Raw genomic sequence first — 15785 nt, forward strand, 5'->3', positions numbered from 1 at the left:
CTGCCGGCCACAGCGGGCGCCAGCGCACCGAGCGGCAATGCAGCTTCAGCGGCCTGCGGCGCGCGGTTCTCGCTTTGCGCTGCGCCAGTGCTCACGGCGCCTTGCCTTTGCCAAGCATCGCCCGCAGCAAGATTTCATTCGGCCGCGCCCTGCGCGCAGGCTCGACATTCAGCGCGCTGCGTACCCGCTCGCGGCTCTCGGCGCGATCCAGATCCACCTCACGCACCACCTGCCCGCCTTCCATCAGGAAGGCGATATTCGCCAGCGCCAGCACGTCGTCAATGTCATGCGTGATCATCACCATCGGGATGCCCACGCGCTGCCGCACAGCGGCCAGCTCATCGCGCAGCTGCTGGCGCAGCATGGGGTTCAGGGCAGCGAAGGGCTCGTCCAGCAGCAGCACCTGCGGCTTGCAGGCCAGGGCGCGGGCCAGGGCCACGCGCTGCTGCTGGCCGCCGGAGAGCGTGGCCGGGCGGCTGCGAGCCATCGCCGAGAGGCCGAAGGACTCGATCAGCTCGTCCACACGCCGTGCATCCTCGGGCGCAAGGCGCTTGACCCAACTCGTCAAACCAAAGGCGATGTTCTCGCGGACGGTGAGGTGTGGGAACAGCGCATAGCTCTGGAACAGGTAACCCACCTGCCGATCCCGCGCGGGCACGTTGACGGACTGCGCGGCATCGAACAGCACCTTGCCGCCCACACGTACATGCCCTGCACGCGGCGTGAGCAGCCCGGCGATCGCCTGCAGGGTGAGCGACTTGCCGGCACCCGAGGGGCCGTAGAGCGCGACCACGGGCGCCTCAGTGGCAAAGGCGGCGTCCAGATCAAAGCGGCGCTTTCCGTCGGACACGCTGAGCTGGATGGCCACATCGATCATGTGCGCTCGCGGGCCTTCACTCAGGGCTTGCCGAAGCCAAAGCGCGCAAGGATGGCCTGCGCCTCCGCGCCGTTGAGGTAGGCGGCAAACTCGCGCGCCAGCTGCGGCTGCCGGCTGTCTGTGACCACGGCCACTGGGTAGGTGATGGGTGCATGGCCGGTGGCAGTGAGTGCCACGCGCACCCGGTCCTTCATGAGTTCGGCATCGGTGCGGTAGACGAAGCCGGCCTCCACCTCGCCGCGCGCCACGTAGTCCAGTACCTGACGCACGTTGTCGGCAAAGACCAGCCGGGGTTCAAGCGGCCCCCAGAGCTGCGCTGCCGTCAGCGCCTGCTGGGTGTAGCGCCCCACCGGCACCGTGGCAGGCTTGCCCACGGCAATGCGCTTCACGGCAGGCTGGGTCAGATCCGTCAGGCGGGTGAGCGCCGGCGCACCCTGCAGCGGCGTGATCATGACCAGGCTGTTGCTCGCAAAGTCGCGCCGCGTGGCGGGGTCGATCACCTTCTGCGCCACGCCACGGTCCATGGTCTCCTGGTCGGCGCTGGCAAACACGTCCACCGGCGCGCCCTGGATGATCTGCTGCACCAGCGCGCCGGAGGCCGCAAAGTTGAAGCGCACCGTCACGCCCGGTTTGGTGGCCTCGAAGCGCGTGCCGATCTCGCGCATGGCCTCCGTGAGGCTGGCCGCGGCCGAGATCGTGAGCTGCTGCGCCGCTGCGGGCAAGGCCAGGGTGAGACCGAAGCCGGCGGCGGCGAGCATGCATAGAGGTCGATGCATGTTCATGCTCCGTAGGGGTGGGTCGGGCGGCGGTACAGGAAGCGGTTCGAGGCGACCAGAATCGCCACCGACACCGCCGAGATAACGAGCGCCAGCAGCATCGCCAGATCGTCCTTGCCGGCCTGCACGGCGTCATAGATGGCCATGGAAGCCGTCTGCGTCTGGCCGGGGATGGAGCCCGCCACCATCAGCGAGGCGCCGAACTCGCCCATGGCCCGGGCAAAGGCCAAGAGCGTGCCCGCCAGAATGCCCGGCCAGGCCAGCGGCAGCGTCACGCGCAGGAACACGGACCAGCGCGACTGGCGCAGCGTGCGGGCCGCAGCCTCCAGCGTGGTGTCCACCTGCTCGAAGGCTGTGCTCGCGCCCTTGAGGACCAGGGGCAGCGCCACGAGCGCACTGGCGATCACCGCGCCGTGCCAGTTGAAGATCACCGTGTAGTCGAAGTGCGTGCGCAGCCAGCTGCCCACCACGCCGTTGCGCCCCATGAGCACCAGGATGCCGTAGCCCAGCACCGTGGGCGGCAGGACGAGGGGCAACATGCACACCGCCTCGAGTAGGCGACGGCCCGGCAGGCGCGTGCGCGCCACTACCCAGCCCAGCGCAACGCCGAGCAGCAAGGCGATGACGGTGGCCACCGTGGCCACGCGCAGGCTCAGGAGGAGCGGTGCGGCATCGAATTCGCGCAGGAGTTCGTGCATGTGCGGATCGTAATGTAGTTATCTACATCACGCGCTACAGACTCATGCCTTTCGAACGGCCCATGCCTGTATCCGCTTGTCTGGTACGGATCTCCAAGGCACTAGGCTGGGGAAGCGCTTCCGGTATGGGTCTTCAGGGCAATGGGCTGAAGAACCGCGCCAGACAAGCGAAGCAGAGCGTCCTGCACAGATTGGGCGATCAGCATCGCGGTGTCTTCTCGCCTGCTTTGCCCATCAACAGGGACTGGCTAGACGCTATGGGTTCGGCTTCGGATACTCGACCATCCGCCCATTTACGCGCTCGGGCAAGCGGTACTCAACTCGCTTCGCGCCAAGGTTCATTGCGACAAGGCGAGTCTGCGCATCGAAGGACACAAGCTCAGACATCTTCTTTCTGCTGATCTCCGGATCAACGTCCGTTAGACGTAGGGACTCAGCGTGAAGGACGCCAAAGGAAGACGGTCCCTTAGGGCAGAAATCTAGGCTGGGGTGCTCGATGCAGCGTGAGTCCAACTGAGGAAGCACGATCGAGAACTCGTAGTGGTTCTTATCGTGATGCTTTTGATCCTTGAATTCGATTGCGCTGAGGTGAACGGCTGCGCATACCCCGCTTAGCCAGTGAACGGCTGTAACGCCAGTTCTCGCCAACTCCGCCGTCGGATCAAATGTGACCGGCTTCGAGGCCTCGACGGGCATCTCTTTGTAGTACCGGCCTTTGCAATCGGCAGGTAGTGGAGTGTCACTTGCTGGCAACTTCATCCACGTCGGCCTTACGAACTCAGGTGCGGCCGGTTGTCCGCAAGCGGCTAGGGACCCGACGAAAACAAGCAGCGCAAAGAACCTAAACCGCTGAGCAGTATTCATTCTTACCCCCAGTCAGGTGTTGCGGCTGACCACGATAGTGGGGAACAGCTTGCTCGTGTCCTTGGCCTTCTCGGCGACCTTGATCGCCACCTTGCGGGCGATGGCCTTGTAGGTCTGGGCCTCGGCGCCGTCGGGATCCGCCACCACCGTGGGCTTGCCGGAGTCCGCCTGCTCGCGGATCTTCAGACTCAGGGGCAGGCCGCCGAGATAGTCCACGCCGTACTCCTTGGCCATGCGCTCGCCGCCGCCCGCGCCGAAGATGTGCTCCTGATGGCCGCAGTTGGGGCAGCAGTACACGGCCATGTTCTCCACGACACCGAGAATGGGGATGCCGACCTTCTCGAACATCTTCACGCCGCGGCGCGCGTCCAGCAGGGCGATGTCCTGCGGTGTGGTGACGATGACCGCACCGGTCACCGGCACCTTCTGCGAGAGCGTGAGCTGGATGTCGCCGGTACCCGGGGGCATGTCGATGATCAGGTAGTCGAGGTCTTTCCAGTTGGTCTTCTCTAGCAGCTCGGTCAGGTAGCCGGAAATGATCGGGCCGCGCAACACCATGGGCGTGTCCTGATCGACCAGCAGGCCCACGGAGATGATCTGCAGCCCGTAGTTCTCCTTGGGCTCCATCAGCTTGCCGTCCAGGGTCTCGGGCTTGCCGGAGACATCGAGCATCATGGTCTGGCTGGGGCCGTGGATGTCGGCGTCGAGCATGCCCACGCGCGCACCTTCTGCAGCCAGCGCCAGTGCGAGGTTGGCGGCCGTGGTGCTCTTGCCCACCCCGCCCTTGCCGCTGGCCACGGCGATGATGTTCTTCACATTGGGCATGACCGGCACACCGCGCTGCACGGCGTGGGCGATCACGCGCGAATACACGTTGGCACGCACCGTCTTGGCGCCTGCGGCGCTGATGGCCTGCACGACCGCATCGCGCAGCGGCGCAATCTGGCTGGCGGCGGGGTAGCCGAGCTCGATGTCCAGGCTCACCACGTCGCCATCGACATTGATGTTTTTCACCGACTTGGTGCTGACGAAGTCGTGCCCGGTATTGGGATCGATCACGCCAGCCAGCGCGGCCTTCACACCCTCCTGACTGAGTGCCATTGAATCAATTTCCTTGTGAATTGTGCGAACTATGCATGCGCCCTTCTGGGGCGAACCCGAATACGGGAACGCGTGGGGCGATCGGGGCAAGAGATTAGCAACGCAGTGCCCCCGACCGGACCGGCAAAAACGCTATGCTCTCCGTCCCGTTCAACTCTTGCCGATGCGGCCGCGCCTCACTGCAGGTGACAAGCTACTCGGCATGTCCATGGAAATCATTCTTCTCGTCGGGCTGATCTTTGCCAATGGTCTGTTTGCCATGAGCGAGATCGCCATGGTGGCCTCGCGCAAGGCGCGGCTGCAGCAACTGGCCGATGAAGGCGACTCGGGCGCCGCCCAGGCCCTGCAACTGCAGGAGAACCCTACACGCATGCTCTCCACAGTGCAGATCGGCATCACGCTGATCAGCATCATGCTCGGTATCGTGGGTGAGAATGCGTTGGCCCAGCCAATCGCAAACTGGCTCATCGGTCACTTCCCGGCCGTGGAGCCCTTTGCGCACCAGACTTCGCTGTTCTTCGTGGTGGTGTGCATCACCTTCTTCTCGCTGATCTTTGGCGAGCTTGTGCCCAAGCGCGTCGGCCAGATGTATCCCGAGGCCATCGCCCGGGTGATGGCAGTGCCGATGAAGGCGCTGGCCTGGGCGACCACGCCCTTCGTCAAGCTGCTGTCCTTCTGCACAGAAGGGGTGCTGCGCATCATGGGCGTACGCGCCAACTCCGCGCCGCCCGTGACGGAAGAGGAAATCCATGTGCTCATGGAGCAGGGCGCCGATGCCGGCGTGTTCGAAGCGGCCGAGCAGCAGATGGTGCGCAACGTGTTCCGTCTGGACGAGCGCAAGCTGACCAGCCTGATGATTCCGCGCAGCGACATCGTGTTTCTCGACACCGATGATGCGCCCGAGGTCACTCGCAAGAAGATCGAGGAAGCCAGCTTCTCGCGCTTCCCGGTGCTCAAGGGCAGCTTCAATGAGGTGCTGGGCCTGGCCAGCGTCAAGGATCTGCTCGCGCAACTGCTCGCCGGCAAGCCGCTGGACATCACCTCAGGCCTGGCACCCGCACTCTATGTGCCGGAAACGCTCACCGGCACCGAACTCATCGAGAACTTCCGCAACGCGCGCGTGCAGGTGGCGCTGGTGGTGGACGAGTACGGCGAGGTGCAGGGCCTGGTCACGCTCAAGGACGTGGTGGACGCCATCCTCGGCGAGCTGCCCAGCGAACCCGAAGACGAAACCGCAGCCGTCAAGCGCGAGGACGGCAGCTGGCTGCTGGATGGCACGATCTCCGTGCACGAACTCACTGATGCACTCAAGCTCGACGAGCTGCCGGAAGGTGACGGCGAAAGCTTCCACACCCTGGCCGGCATGATCATGATGCTGCTCGGCCGTATCCCCAAGACAGCCGATACCTGCGAGTGGGCCGGCTGGAAGTTCGAGGTCATGGACATGGACGGCAAGCGCATCGACAAGGTGCTGGCCACCGAACTGCCCAAGCCGGACCCGGCCTCCGAGGACGGGATGCCCACCGGCTGACGCCCCCACGATATCGATCGAGGGGCGCCGGTGCTTGCATCGAGCGCCCCTTAAACTTTCAGGCCCTGTGAGGACACCATGACAACAAAGCGCCGCCTCTTCGTCACCACCGCCCTGCCCTACGCCAACGCCCGCTTTCATGTGGGCCACATGATGGAGTACGTGCAGGCCGACATCTGGGTGCGCTTCCAGCGGATGATGGGCCATGAGGTGCACTTCGTCTGCGCGGACGACACGCACGGCGCGCCGATCATGATTGCGGCCGACAAGGCCGGCAAGACGCCGCAGCAGTACGTGGCCGAGATTGCCGCCACCCGCAAAGAGTATCTGGACGGCTTTCACATCAGCTTCGACCACTGGCACTCCACGGACGCCCCCGAGAACCACGCCCTGGCCAAGGCCATCTACCTGGACCTCAAGGCTGCGGGGCTGATTTCCACAAAGACCATTGAGCAGTTCTTCGACCCCGTGAAGAACATGTTCCTGCCGGACCGCTTCATCAAGGGCGAGTGCCCCAAGTGCGGCGCCAAGGACCAATATGGCGACTCCTGCGAGGTCTGCGGCGCGGTCTACGCCCCCACGGAGCTGAAGAACCCCTACTCCGTGCTGTCAGGCGCCGCGCCTGAGCTGCGCACCAGCGAGCACTACTTCTTCAAGCTCAGCGACGAGAAGGTGGTGGCCTTCCTGAAGGACTGGACTCAGACACCCGGCCGCCTGCAGCCCGAGATGGCCAAGAAGGCCGCCGAGTGGTTCGACGCCGGCATGAATGACTGGGACATCTCGCGCGATGCGCCCTACTTCGGCATCGAGATCCCGGACGCGCCGGGTAAGTACTTCTATGTCTGGCTGGACGCGCCGGTGGGCTATCTCGCCAGTCTGAAATCGCACCTCACTGCCAAGGGCATCGACTACGACGCCTACATCGCCAGCCCCGATGTGGAGCAGGTGCACTTCATCGGCAAGGACATCGTCTACTTCCACACCCTGTTCTGGCCGGCCATGCTGCAGTTCTCCGGCCGCAAGACGCCCAGCCAGGTCAATGTGCACGGCTTCCTGACCGTGAGCGGCGAGAAAATGAGCAAGAGCCGCGGCACCGGCATCGACCCGCTGAAGTACCTGCAGCTGGGCATGAACCCGGAGTGGTTCCGCTACTACATTGCCGCCAAGCTCAACAGCAAGGTCGAGGACGTCGACTTCACGGCCGAGGATTTCATGGCCCGCGTGAACAGCGACCTCGTGGGCAAGTACGTGAATATTGCGAGCCGCACTGCACCTTTCCTTGCACGCCACTTCGCGAACCGTCTCCCAGGCGTATCGATGACAGATCTGCAAGGAGTTCCGCTGCCGGCAGGCGCGGGCGCTTTCGCAAAAGCCGTCGCGTACTCGGCGGAGATCAAACAAGCCTTCGATGCTCGAGAGTTCAGCAAAGCGATTCGCTTGATCATGGAGGTCGCCGATAGCCTTAACCAAGAGTTTGACGCGTTCAAGCCATGGGTGCTCGCCAAGGAGGCGGCGACCAACCCTACTGCGAAGGAGCAGCTAGCAACTATCTGCGCATCCTCGCTTGCGGGATTCAAGGCACTCACTTTGTTCCTGAAGCCGATTCTTCCCGAGCTTGCTAGTCGCGCAGAAACGTACCTGAACTGCGCCCCACTGAACTGGGGCGACCTGCAGCTTCCAGTCTCAGTGAGCACGTTTGCGCCAGAAGGCCATCAATTGGGCGACTTCAAGCCGCTCATTCAACGCGTCGACGAAGCCATGCTCGACAAGCTCTTCGAGCCGCCGCCCGCGCCCAAGGTCGTTCCCGGCGGCGAAGACATCGCCCCCGAGGTCAAGATCGACGACTTCACCAAGGTCGATCTGCGTGTGGCCAAGATCATCAATGCCGAGCACGTGGACGGCAGCGACAAGCTGCTGCGCCTGACACTGGACGTCGGCGAAGGTCGCCACCGCAATGTGTTTTCCGGCATCAAGAGCGCCTACAAGCCTGAAGACCTCGTCGGCAAGTTCACCGTCATGATCGCCAACCTCGCGCCGCGCAAGATGAAGTTCGGCGTCAGCGAAGGCATGGTGCTCGCTGCCAGCCACGCCGACGAGAAGGCCGCGCCCGGCGTGTTCCTGCTGGAGCCGCATGCGGGTGTGACGCCGGGGATGCGGATTCGCTGAGCATCGTTTGCACGCCCATGAAGCGGGACTCGCTTTCCACCGCCGAACGCCGCTTCTATGGACTGTGCTGGTGGCTCGGCGTGATCCCCTTTTCGTACTTCTTCTTTCTTGTCGTTGCGGTCGCCCTCGGGTTTGACCCGTGGTATTCCCTTTGGGCGATGGGTGCCGCGGGTATCGGCGGCTTTGTCCAGTTCAGCTTCGCGTTCGCTCTGAGGGAGGATGTCCGGATCATTCATTCGGCCACAGTTCGAGCATGGGTTGAGCGACTATTTGGCTAGATCGCACACCGCTGGCGCAGCACCCTAGGGCGCTGGCGCAAGGAGGTCTTTCCGCATGTCGGGCGCGGCTTTTCAGGCACTTTGGCGTCAAGACCCGCACCACACCTCAATTCAAACCCTAGAAGTCCATTCCATGCGCCTCTCCAGCCCACACTGGCTGAAGAATGGCTCTGGACGAGCGGAAAGGGTTTTGGCGGGTTCGTTACAGCGCTCGCTCGGCACTGCGTGCCGAAACCCGTGCGCGGCTCAGACCTTCGCGGCCCGCTGGAAGTGCGTGAACGCCGCGTCGCGGTCGCCGCTTTGCTCGGCCAGTTCGCCCAGCAACGCATGGGTCTCGGGCGCGTTGCGGTAGGCCAGGCTGCGCTCCAGGTATTGGCGCGCCTTGCCCCAAAGCTGCTCGCGCAGGCACAGGCGGCCCAGGGCGACCAGCAGCGCGCCGTCGGTCGAATGACGCTCCAGCCAGGCTTCGGCCTGGGCGATGCGCGCGGCCATGCTGTTCTCGTGGCCCTGCGCGTAGGCGGCGATCAGGCGCTCGTCCCAGTGCTGGGCGAGTGCGGCCTCCAGCACCATGCGCGACTGAAGGCCAAGGTCGGCGGCATCGAAGGCCTGGGCGGCAGCAAGCGCCACGGCCGGGTCCTTGCGCTCGGCGGCGGGCACCTGCTGCCAGAGTGCGTTCACGCCGTAGGCATCGCCCTGCAGGCGCTGGAACAGGGCCTCGTAGGCATCGGACTTGGTCTTGGCGGCGGCCAGCGGGTGCAGGGCCTTGTGCTTTTCCAGCTGGCGCGCCAGGCGAAGTACATCTTCCCAGTGCTGCAGGGCCACGGCGGCCTTGAGCTTCAGGCGCAGGGTATGCACATGGCGCGCACCACGCGCCTGCACGCGCTCGATGGCCTCCAGCGCCTTGTGCGGCTCGCGCGCCTCCAGCGCAATCTCAGCCTGCAGCACGTCGATGGCGGCCTGCATGTCCTGCGTTTCTCCGGCGCGGGCAATCCACTTGGCAGTGCGCTCGGTCTCGCCCAATTGCGCGCTGGCACGGGCGGCAATCAAGCTGGCGGCGCCGGCGGTTTCCGGTTGCTCGGCGGCGCTCGCGGCCAGGGTCACGGCGCGCGACCAGCGGCCCTCCACCATGGCGCGTACGGCGGCGGCGAGGCTGGCGGATGCGCCTTCCAGACGGCGGCGGGCGCGGTAGGCGCGGGCCTGCTCGGGAAGGCGACGGGCCGCATTGGCCACGCCCAGCAGCACATAGCCGGCAATGAAAGTACCCAGCAGGATCAGCACCGCGGCATTGAGCGAGAGGTCGATCCGGTACGGCGGAATCAGGATCGCGACATTGCCCTCGGCCCGGCGGGCGGCAATCGCCAGCAGCGCGGCCACGACGGCGATGAACAGGAACCAGATGACGCGCTTCATGCGGCCGCCTAGTTCCGTGCAGCGCGCACGTTGGCAATCGCCGAGAGCGTCTCGTTCAGGCTCGGTGGCTCGATGGCCACGGTCGCGCTGCCCACGGTACGCAGGCTCGTCAGGAAGCTCTGCGTGAGCTTGCTGCGCGGATCGGCGCTGCGGCTCACGGCCACGTCGATGCGCGCCAGGTCCGAGCGCAGCAGCTGCTGGTTGCGCGCCATCAGCGCCAGGCGCGCATTGGCCAGCTTCAGGCGCAGGGTGTCGCGGTACAGGCGGGCCTGATCGGGCGTCATCAGCAGCACCTCGTTGCCCGAGAGCTTGCGGATGCTGACCAGTTCGGTGAACTCACGCGTCACATCGGCGCTGAACCGGTCCCACCAGCTGCTGCCGGGCTCGACGGCCTTCTTCGCTTCCGGGACCGGGCGCGGCTCGGAGAGCAGCGGCAGTTGCTCGACCTGTTCGGACAGGGCATCCAGCCGGATGGCCAGACCGGTGAGATCTGTGGCCGGTTGGGCCTTCAGGCGCTCGATGTCGCGCGCCAGCACCTTGCGGATGTTGCCGTACTGCGGCTTGTCGGCGCGGGCCAGGCGGGCATCGGCCGTCTGCAGCGCGGCCAGGGCACCGGTGATGTTGCCGGCCACCTGCAGCTGCTGCGCGGCCAGCTCCACCATGCGCTCGACCTCGATCAGCACAAACTCGTCGCGGTTGCGCGAAAGCTCTTCGTACAGGCGCTCCAGCGCCACCTGCTGGTTCTGGCTTTCTGCCAGTCGGGTTTCGAGCACGCTGAGCTTGGCCAGCGCGTCGCGGGTGTTGTCCTGGGCGGCGCGCGCAGCGGCCTGGGCTTCCTTGGCAGCGGCCTGCGCCTCGGCCATGCGCTGGGCAGAGACTTCGGCGACACGCTGCACTTCCTGCCCGCGGGTGAAGAACGTGAACAGCGCCACGCCCAGTGCAATCACGGCCACCGCCCACAGCGCGAACAGCGAGGCGCGCTGCGGCTCAACCCGGGCCGCAGATGCAGCCTGGGGCGCAGCGGCCGGCGGCGCTGGCGATGCGAGGTCGAGATCGGTGCGGTCGGGTTCGGTCATGGGCAGGCTCGATGACCGCATTCTAAGGAGTGAAGCGATGCCGTCGGCCCGGCGCTGCGGGCAGATTGCAACCCAGTGTCAGTTCGGCGCTGCACGGTCTGCATGCGCAGCGTGCGTCTGCGGGTTTGCCCCGCCACTCGGCGCGGCAGAGTGGACGGTGTTCAGAGACTGCTCACCGCGGCGCGCACGTCTGCAAAGCCGGCGGCAGCGGCGGCGCGCTCCACATTGGGGTGCGTGCACAGCGCCACGGCCGCGGGCAGCGCGGCGCGGGCCGGCGCAGACAGGCGCTGCACAAACTCCGCCGGCGCGCTGGCCGTCGTCAGCAGTACGGCGGCCTGGCGGGTGAACAGCGCGGCCTCCACCTGGCCGTGCACTGGGTCAGGCCAAGGCATGGGCTCGCGGTGGTAGAGCGTCACACACCGCACGCTGCGGCCATGCTCGCGCAGCGCGTCGGGCAGCGCCTCCTTGCCGGCTTGCGCGCGGCCGATCACGACCAGCTCGCCATGACGCGTGAGTTCGAGCAGTGCGGGTAGCAGACCCAGCGCATCGTGCGAGGCAGAGACCAGCACCCGTGAAGCGCGCGGCACACCGCCCAGACGTGCGCTGCTGGACGGGCCCATTACGGCAATGTGCTCGGGTGCACGGGCAATCCGGCCGGCCGCGGCCAGCTCCGCGTAGACCTGCGTGGCATTGGGGCTGACCAGCACGAGCACATGGGCGCGGTTGATCCATGCCGCGGCGTCCACAAGCTCGTCCTCAGCGGCCGGGCGGATGCCGTTCAGCGGGCAGTCAAGCACCTCGCCGTACGGCCCGCCGGGAAGCGCCGCCATGTCCAGCGCGGCACCCATGCCCGCCTCTGCGCCTTCGAGCTGCGGCCGGGTGTTGAGCAGTACGCGCGCGCTCATGCGGGCGGGCGGTGCTCAGGCTTCGGGCGTGGCCGGCGCGACGATCGCCAGCGCACCAGCCTCGATCAGGGCGCGGCCCACGCGTTGGCCCAGCGCCTCTGCGCTCTCGCCAGGCTGCTGGGTGGCGCTCTGCGCGCGCTGCTCGCTGCCGTCGGTCGCGCCGACCCAGGCACGGATGTGCAGCAGGCCGTCGTCGGTATGGATGGCATGGGCGGCCAGGGGCATCGAGCAGGAGCCGCCCAGGGTGCGCGACACGGCCCGCTCGGCCAGCACGCAGGCGGTGGTCCGGGCGTCGGCCAGAGCAGCCAGCGCGGCCTGCACGTCCATGCGGCTGGCAAGGCACTCGATACCCAGCGCGCCCTGGCCGGCTGCGGGCAGCATGTCTTCCGGGCTCATGATGTGGCGGATGCGGTCTGTGTAGCCCAGCCGCTTCAGGCCGGCAGCGGCCAGCACGATGCAGCGGTATTGGCCGCGGTCCAGCTTGGCCAGGCGCGTATCCAGATTGCCGCGCAGACTTTCAATCTTGAGTTGCGGATACTTCGAAAGAATCCAGGCCTGGCGGCGCAGGCTGCTGGTGCCCACCACGCTGCCGGCGGGCAGGCTGGCCAGATCGTCGGCGCCTACCAACGCATCGCGCGGGTCTTCACGCTCGGTGATCGCGGTGAGCTTGAACTCCGGTTCCAGCTCCATGGGCACGTCCTTGAGGGAATGCACGGCGAGGTCCGCCCGGCCTTCGAGCAGCGCGACTTCCAGCTCCTTGATGAACAGGCCCTTGCCACCCACCGCGGACAGGGTGCGGTCGAGGATGTTGTCGCCCCGAGTCGTCATGGGCTGCAGGCGCACCTCGCAGTCCGGGTAGAGCGCCTTGAGGCGGGCCGCGATGTGTTCGGCCTGCCAGAGAGCGAGGCGGCTTTCGCGGGTGGCAATGACGAGGCGCTTGGGGCTGACAGTGTTGGGCATGTAGGACCGGTGGGGATGCGATGAGCAGAAGGCAACAAAGCATCAAGGATAGGGGCAACCCTTCCCAGACAGCCATCAAGCCAAGCCGTAATTGACCGACGGGCTTGGCCCGGCGGCGCGCTGCGGCCTGCTGCCCGGGACATCCGGCTGCACCAGGCTGACGATTCCCTGCGCGCTTGCTTGCCACGCTGCAAGTTTTTCGACACCATTGATCGAGAATTGCTGCAGTGCAGTGTAGTATTGCTACGCACCCGGTCTGGCGAAATGTAGTTTTTCGCAGTTCTTGCCAGTGGGTCCATGTCCCGGCGTGCCTGCCACGGCGCGTCCGTCCTGCCCCTTGCCCGAGTCCGCGCATGAACGCCACGATCTCCCACGTCCCGCAACTGACCGAAGCCGCTAGCCTGGACACCGACAAGGACGCACCCTTGCGCGAGGACATCCGGCTGCTGGGCCGCCTGCTGGGCGACGCGATCCGCGAGCAGGAAGGCGCCGAACGCTTCGAACTCATCGAGCGCATCCGCAGCCTGGCCGTGGAATACCGCAAGGCGGCCAACGCGAATGCCCGTGAACAGCTGACCGCCCTGCTCGATGGCCTCTCGCGCGACGAAACCATCAGCGTGGTGCGCGCCTTCAGCTACTTCTCGCTGCTGGCCAACATCGCGGAGGACCGCCACCACAACCGGCGCTTTCGCGCCCACGCCGCGGCTGGTTCGGCCCCCAAGGCCGGCACCATGCGCCACGCCATCACCAAGCTGCTGGAAGCCGGCGTGCGCAAGACCCAGATTCTGGACGCGCTGGCCGAACTGGATGTGGTGCCCGTGCTCACCGCCCACCCCACGGAGGTGCAGCGCAAGAGCATCCTGGATGCCCAGCGCCAGATTGCCGGCCTGCTTGAAAAGCGCGACACGCCGCTCTCCGAGGACGAGCGCAGCGAGCTGGAAGACAGCCTGATGGCCGAGGTGCTTACGCTCTGGCAGACGCGCATGCTGCGCCGCCAAAAGCTCACGGTGCCCGATGAGATCGAGAACGCGCGCAGCTTCTTCGCCATCACGTTTCTCTCCGAAATTCCCCGCCTGTATCGGGACATCTCGCGCCTGTGCGAGGAACTGCTCGGCGCGCCTCTGCCTGCGCACAGCCGCCTGCTGCGCATGGGCAGCTGGATCGGCGGCGACCGCGACGGCAACCCCTTCGTGAATGCCGACACCGTTGCACTGGCCTGCCGCAAGAACGCGGAGCTGGTGCTGGGCTGGTATGCCGAGCAGATCCACCAGCTCGGCGCAGAACTCTCCATGAGCCTGATGCTCGTGGGCGCCAGTGACGCACTGCAGGCCCTGGCCGCGCGCTCGCCGGACCCCTCTGCCCACCGCCAGGACGAGCCCTATCGCCGCGCGCTGATCGGCATCTATGCGCGCATCGCTGCCACCATGCAGGCGCTGGTGGGCAACGCGCCCATCCGGCACGCCATGGGCGAGGCTCAGCCCTATCGCAACGCCGAGGAATTCGCAGCCGAACTGAACGTGGTCGAACACTCCCTGCGCCGCCACCACGCCGGCCGCATCGCGGACCAGCGCCTGAGCCTCGTGCAGTACGCCATCAAGGTCTTCGGCTTTCACATGGCCACGCTCGACGTGCGCCAGAACTCGGATGTGCATGAGCGCGTGGTGGCCGAGCTGCTCGCCACCTCCGGCGTGGAAGCCGACTACAGCGCCCTGGATGAGCTGGGCAAGCGTGCCGTGCTGCTGCGCGAGCTGGCCAGCCCGCGCCTGCTCTACAACCGCTTTGCCAAGTATTCGGAAGAAAGCGAGAAGGAACTCGCGATCTTCCACGCGATCGCCAAGGCCCGCGCCACCTTCGGTGAGCGCGCCGTGGAAAACGCCATCATCAGCCATACCGAGGCGGTAAGCGATCTGCTCGAACTGCTCGTGCTCATGAAGGAAGCAGGCCTGTACAGCCGCAGCGCCATGAGCCTGCAGGTGGTGCCGCTGTTCGAGACCATCGAGGACCTGCGCGCCGCGCCGACCATCATGCGCGAGTTCCTGGACCTGCAGTTGAACGGTCAGCCGCTTCCCGCCGTAGCCAATGCCAGCAATGTGCGCGAGGTCATGCTCGGCTATTCGGACAGCAACAAGGACGGCGGCTTCCTCACCAGCAACTGGGAGCTCTACAAGGCCAGCCGCGCGCTGGTGGCTCTGTTCAAGCAGCGCGGCATTCGCCTGCGCCTGTTCCATGGCCGCGGAGGCACGGTAGGCCGCGGTGGCGGCCCGAGCTACGAGGCCATCCTCGCCCAGCCGGCCGGCACGGTGCAGGGGCGGCTACGCCTGACCGAGCAGGGCGAGATCATCGCCAGCAAGTTCAGCAACCCGGAGATCGGCCGGCGCAATCTGGAAACCCTGGTGGCCGCGGTGCTCGAAGCCACCTTCCAGCCCGAGCCCGCGGAGCAGGCCCAGCTGGACACCTGGCACGCGCAACTGGAGCGGATGAGCGAGAACGCGCGCCAGAGCTACCGCGCACTGGTCTACGACACACCGACTTTTGCCGACACCTTCTTTGCCGCCACGCCGATCGCGGAGATTGCCGAACTCAACATCGGCTCGCGCCCGGCCTCGCGCAAGGCCAACCGCCGCATCGAAGACCTGCGCGCCATTCCCTGGGGCTTCTCATGGGGGCAGGCGCGCATCATGCTGCCCGGCTGGTACGGCTTTGCGGGCGCCTACGCCGCGGAAGACGCCGCCGGCCGCGAGCAGCTGCGCGCCATGGCCCAGGCCTTCCCGTTCTTCCGCAACCTGCTGTCCAACATGGACATGCTGCTGGCCAAGACCGATCTGGCGGTCGGTGAGCGCTATTTCGAACTCGCGCGCCATGTACAGGGCAGCCAGGAGATCTTGGCCACCATCAAGACCGCCTGGCAGGCCACCGTGGACGGCCTCATCGCCACCACCGGCGCCACAGGACTGCTGGCCGGCAACCCCCTGCTCGCGCGCAGCATCCGCAACCGCTTCGCGTATCTGGACCCGCTGAACCACCTGCAGGTCGAACTCATCAGCCGCCACCGCGAAGGCGCCACCGACGAGCGCGTGAAGCGCGGCATTCACCTGACCATCAACGGCGTGGCGGCGGGGTTGCGCAATTCGGGGTGAGCCTGT

12 protein-coding genes are annotated in these 15785 nt (G+C 66.2%); 4 read left to right on the plus strand and 8 right to left on the minus strand.

What is annotated here, in order from left to right:
* Window positions 1-91 precede the first annotated feature (91 nt).
* The 4 genes from ACMDW7_RS10400 to apbC all read right to left on the minus strand — a co-directional run bounded on the left by ACMDW7_RS10400 (window position 92) and on the right by apbC (window position 4316).
* On the minus strand, window positions 92-877 hold the full coding sequence (locus ACMDW7_RS10400; protein WP_377300859.1) for an ABC transporter ATP-binding protein: 786 nt from the start codon (window positions 875-877) through the stop codon (window positions 92-94).
* Between the two features lie 20 nt (window positions 878-897).
* Complete coding sequence (gene modA / locus ACMDW7_RS10405; protein WP_377300857.1) at window positions 898-1653, minus strand: molybdate ABC transporter substrate-binding protein; 756 nt, start codon at window positions 1651-1653, stop codon at window positions 898-900.
* Between the two features lie 2 nt (window positions 1654-1655).
* Complete coding sequence (gene modB / locus ACMDW7_RS10410; RefSeq protein WP_377300855.1) at window positions 1656-2351, minus strand: molybdate ABC transporter permease subunit; 696 nt, start codon at window positions 2349-2351, stop codon at window positions 1656-1658.
* 876 nt (window positions 2352-3227) lie between these two features.
* The gene (gene apbC / locus ACMDW7_RS10415; protein ID WP_377300853.1) at window positions 3228-4316 is read right to left on the minus strand and encodes an iron-sulfur cluster carrier protein ApbC; all 1089 of its coding nucleotides are present in this window, start codon (window positions 4314-4316) and stop codon (window positions 3228-3230) included.
* A gap of 208 nt (window positions 4317-4524) precedes the next feature.
* Between apbC and ACMDW7_RS10420 the strand changes: the two genes are divergently transcribed.
* The 3 genes from ACMDW7_RS10420 to ACMDW7_RS10430 all read left to right on the plus strand — a co-directional run bounded on the left by ACMDW7_RS10420 (window position 4525) and on the right by ACMDW7_RS10430 (window position 8291).
* The gene (locus ACMDW7_RS10420) at window positions 4525-5847 is read left to right on the plus strand and encodes a hemolysin family protein (protein WP_377300851.1); all 1323 of its coding nucleotides are present in this window, start codon (window positions 4525-4527) and stop codon (window positions 5845-5847) included.
* A gap of 78 nt (window positions 5848-5925) precedes the next feature.
* Entirely contained in the window at window positions 5926-8013 is a 2088-nt protein-coding gene (gene metG / locus ACMDW7_RS10425) for a methionine--tRNA ligase (RefSeq protein ID WP_377300849.1), read from the plus strand.
* Window positions 8014-8030: 17 nt separating this feature from the next.
* Complete coding sequence (locus ACMDW7_RS10430; protein ID WP_377300847.1) at window positions 8031-8291, plus strand: hypothetical protein; 261 nt, start codon at window positions 8031-8033, stop codon at window positions 8289-8291.
* A 246-nt stretch (window positions 8292-8537) separates the two neighbouring features.
* On the opposite strand, the gene ACMDW7_RS10435 is transcribed toward ACMDW7_RS10430, so the two are convergent.
* From ACMDW7_RS10435 to hemC, 4 genes are all read right to left on the minus strand, one after another.
* Window positions 8538-9701, minus strand: a complete 1164-nt coding sequence (locus tag ACMDW7_RS10435; RefSeq protein ID WP_377300845.1) for a heme biosynthesis HemY N-terminal domain-containing protein — start codon at window positions 9699-9701, stop codon at window positions 8538-8540.
* A gap of 8 nt (window positions 9702-9709) precedes the next feature.
* Window positions 9710-10777: a uroporphyrinogen-III C-methyltransferase gene (locus ACMDW7_RS10440; protein WP_377300843.1), complete on the minus strand. Its 1068-nt coding sequence runs from the start codon at window positions 10775-10777 to the stop codon at window positions 9710-9712.
* Window positions 10778-10938: 161 nt separating this feature from the next.
* Window positions 10939-11682 carry a uroporphyrinogen-III synthase gene (locus ACMDW7_RS10445; RefSeq protein WP_377300841.1) on the minus strand — a complete coding sequence of 248 codons (744 nt, stop codon included), beginning with the start codon at window positions 11680-11682 and terminating at the stop codon, window positions 10939-10941.
* A 15-nt stretch (window positions 11683-11697) separates the two neighbouring features.
* Window positions 11698-12642 carry a hydroxymethylbilane synthase gene (gene hemC / locus ACMDW7_RS10450; RefSeq protein ID WP_377300839.1) on the minus strand — a complete coding sequence of 315 codons (945 nt, stop codon included), beginning with the start codon at window positions 12640-12642 and terminating at the stop codon, window positions 11698-11700.
* 227 nt (window positions 12643-12869) lie between these two features.
* On the opposite strand from hemC, the gene ppc reads away from it, so the two are divergent.
* Entirely contained in the window at window positions 12870-15779 is a 2910-nt protein-coding gene (gene ppc, locus ACMDW7_RS10455) for a phosphoenolpyruvate carboxylase (RefSeq protein WP_377300837.1), read from the plus strand.
* Window positions 15780-15785 lie beyond the last annotated feature (6 nt).

Source organism: Piscinibacterium candidicorallinum, from assembly GCF_047549485.1.
In the GTDB taxonomy this organism is placed as follows: Bacteria; Pseudomonadota; Gammaproteobacteria; order Burkholderiales; family Burkholderiaceae_C; genus Piscinibacterium; species Piscinibacterium candidicorallinum.

Coding starts and splice junctions, on each gene's coding strand:
- ACMDW7_RS10400 (WP_377300859.1), bottom strand. CDS start 877: ATGATCGATGTGGCCATCCAGCTCAGCGTGTCCGACGGAAAGCGCCGC.
- modA (WP_377300857.1), bottom strand. CDS start 1,653: ATGCATCGACCTCTATGCATGCTCGCCGCCGCCGGCTTCGGTCTCACC.
- modB (WP_377300855.1), bottom strand. CDS start 2,351: ATGCACGAACTCCTGCGCGAATTCGATGCCGCACCGCTCCTCCTGAGC.
- apbC (WP_377300853.1), bottom strand. CDS start 4,316: ATGGCACTCAGTCAGGAGGGTGTGAAGGCCGCGCTGGCTGGCGTGATC.
- ACMDW7_RS10420 (WP_377300851.1), top strand. CDS start 4,525: ATGGAAATCATTCTTCTCGTCGGGCTGATCTTTGCCAATGGTCTGTTT.
- metG (WP_377300849.1), top strand. CDS start 5,926: ATGACAACAAAGCGCCGCCTCTTCGTCACCACCGCCCTGCCCTACGCC.
- ACMDW7_RS10430 (WP_377300847.1), top strand. CDS start 8,031: ATGAAGCGGGACTCGCTTTCCACCGCCGAACGCCGCTTCTATGGACTG.
- ACMDW7_RS10435 (WP_377300845.1), bottom strand. CDS start 9,701: ATGAAGCGCGTCATCTGGTTCCTGTTCATCGCCGTCGTGGCCGCGCTG.
- ACMDW7_RS10440 (WP_377300843.1), bottom strand. CDS start 10,777: ATGACCGAACCCGACCGCACCGATCTCGACCTCGCATCGCCAGCGCCG.
- ACMDW7_RS10445 (WP_377300841.1), bottom strand. CDS start 11,682: ATGAGCGCGCGCGTACTGCTCAACACCCGGCCGCAGCTCGAAGGCGCA.
- hemC (WP_377300839.1), bottom strand. CDS start 12,642: ATGCCCAACACTGTCAGCCCCAAGCGCCTCGTCATTGCCACCCGCGAA.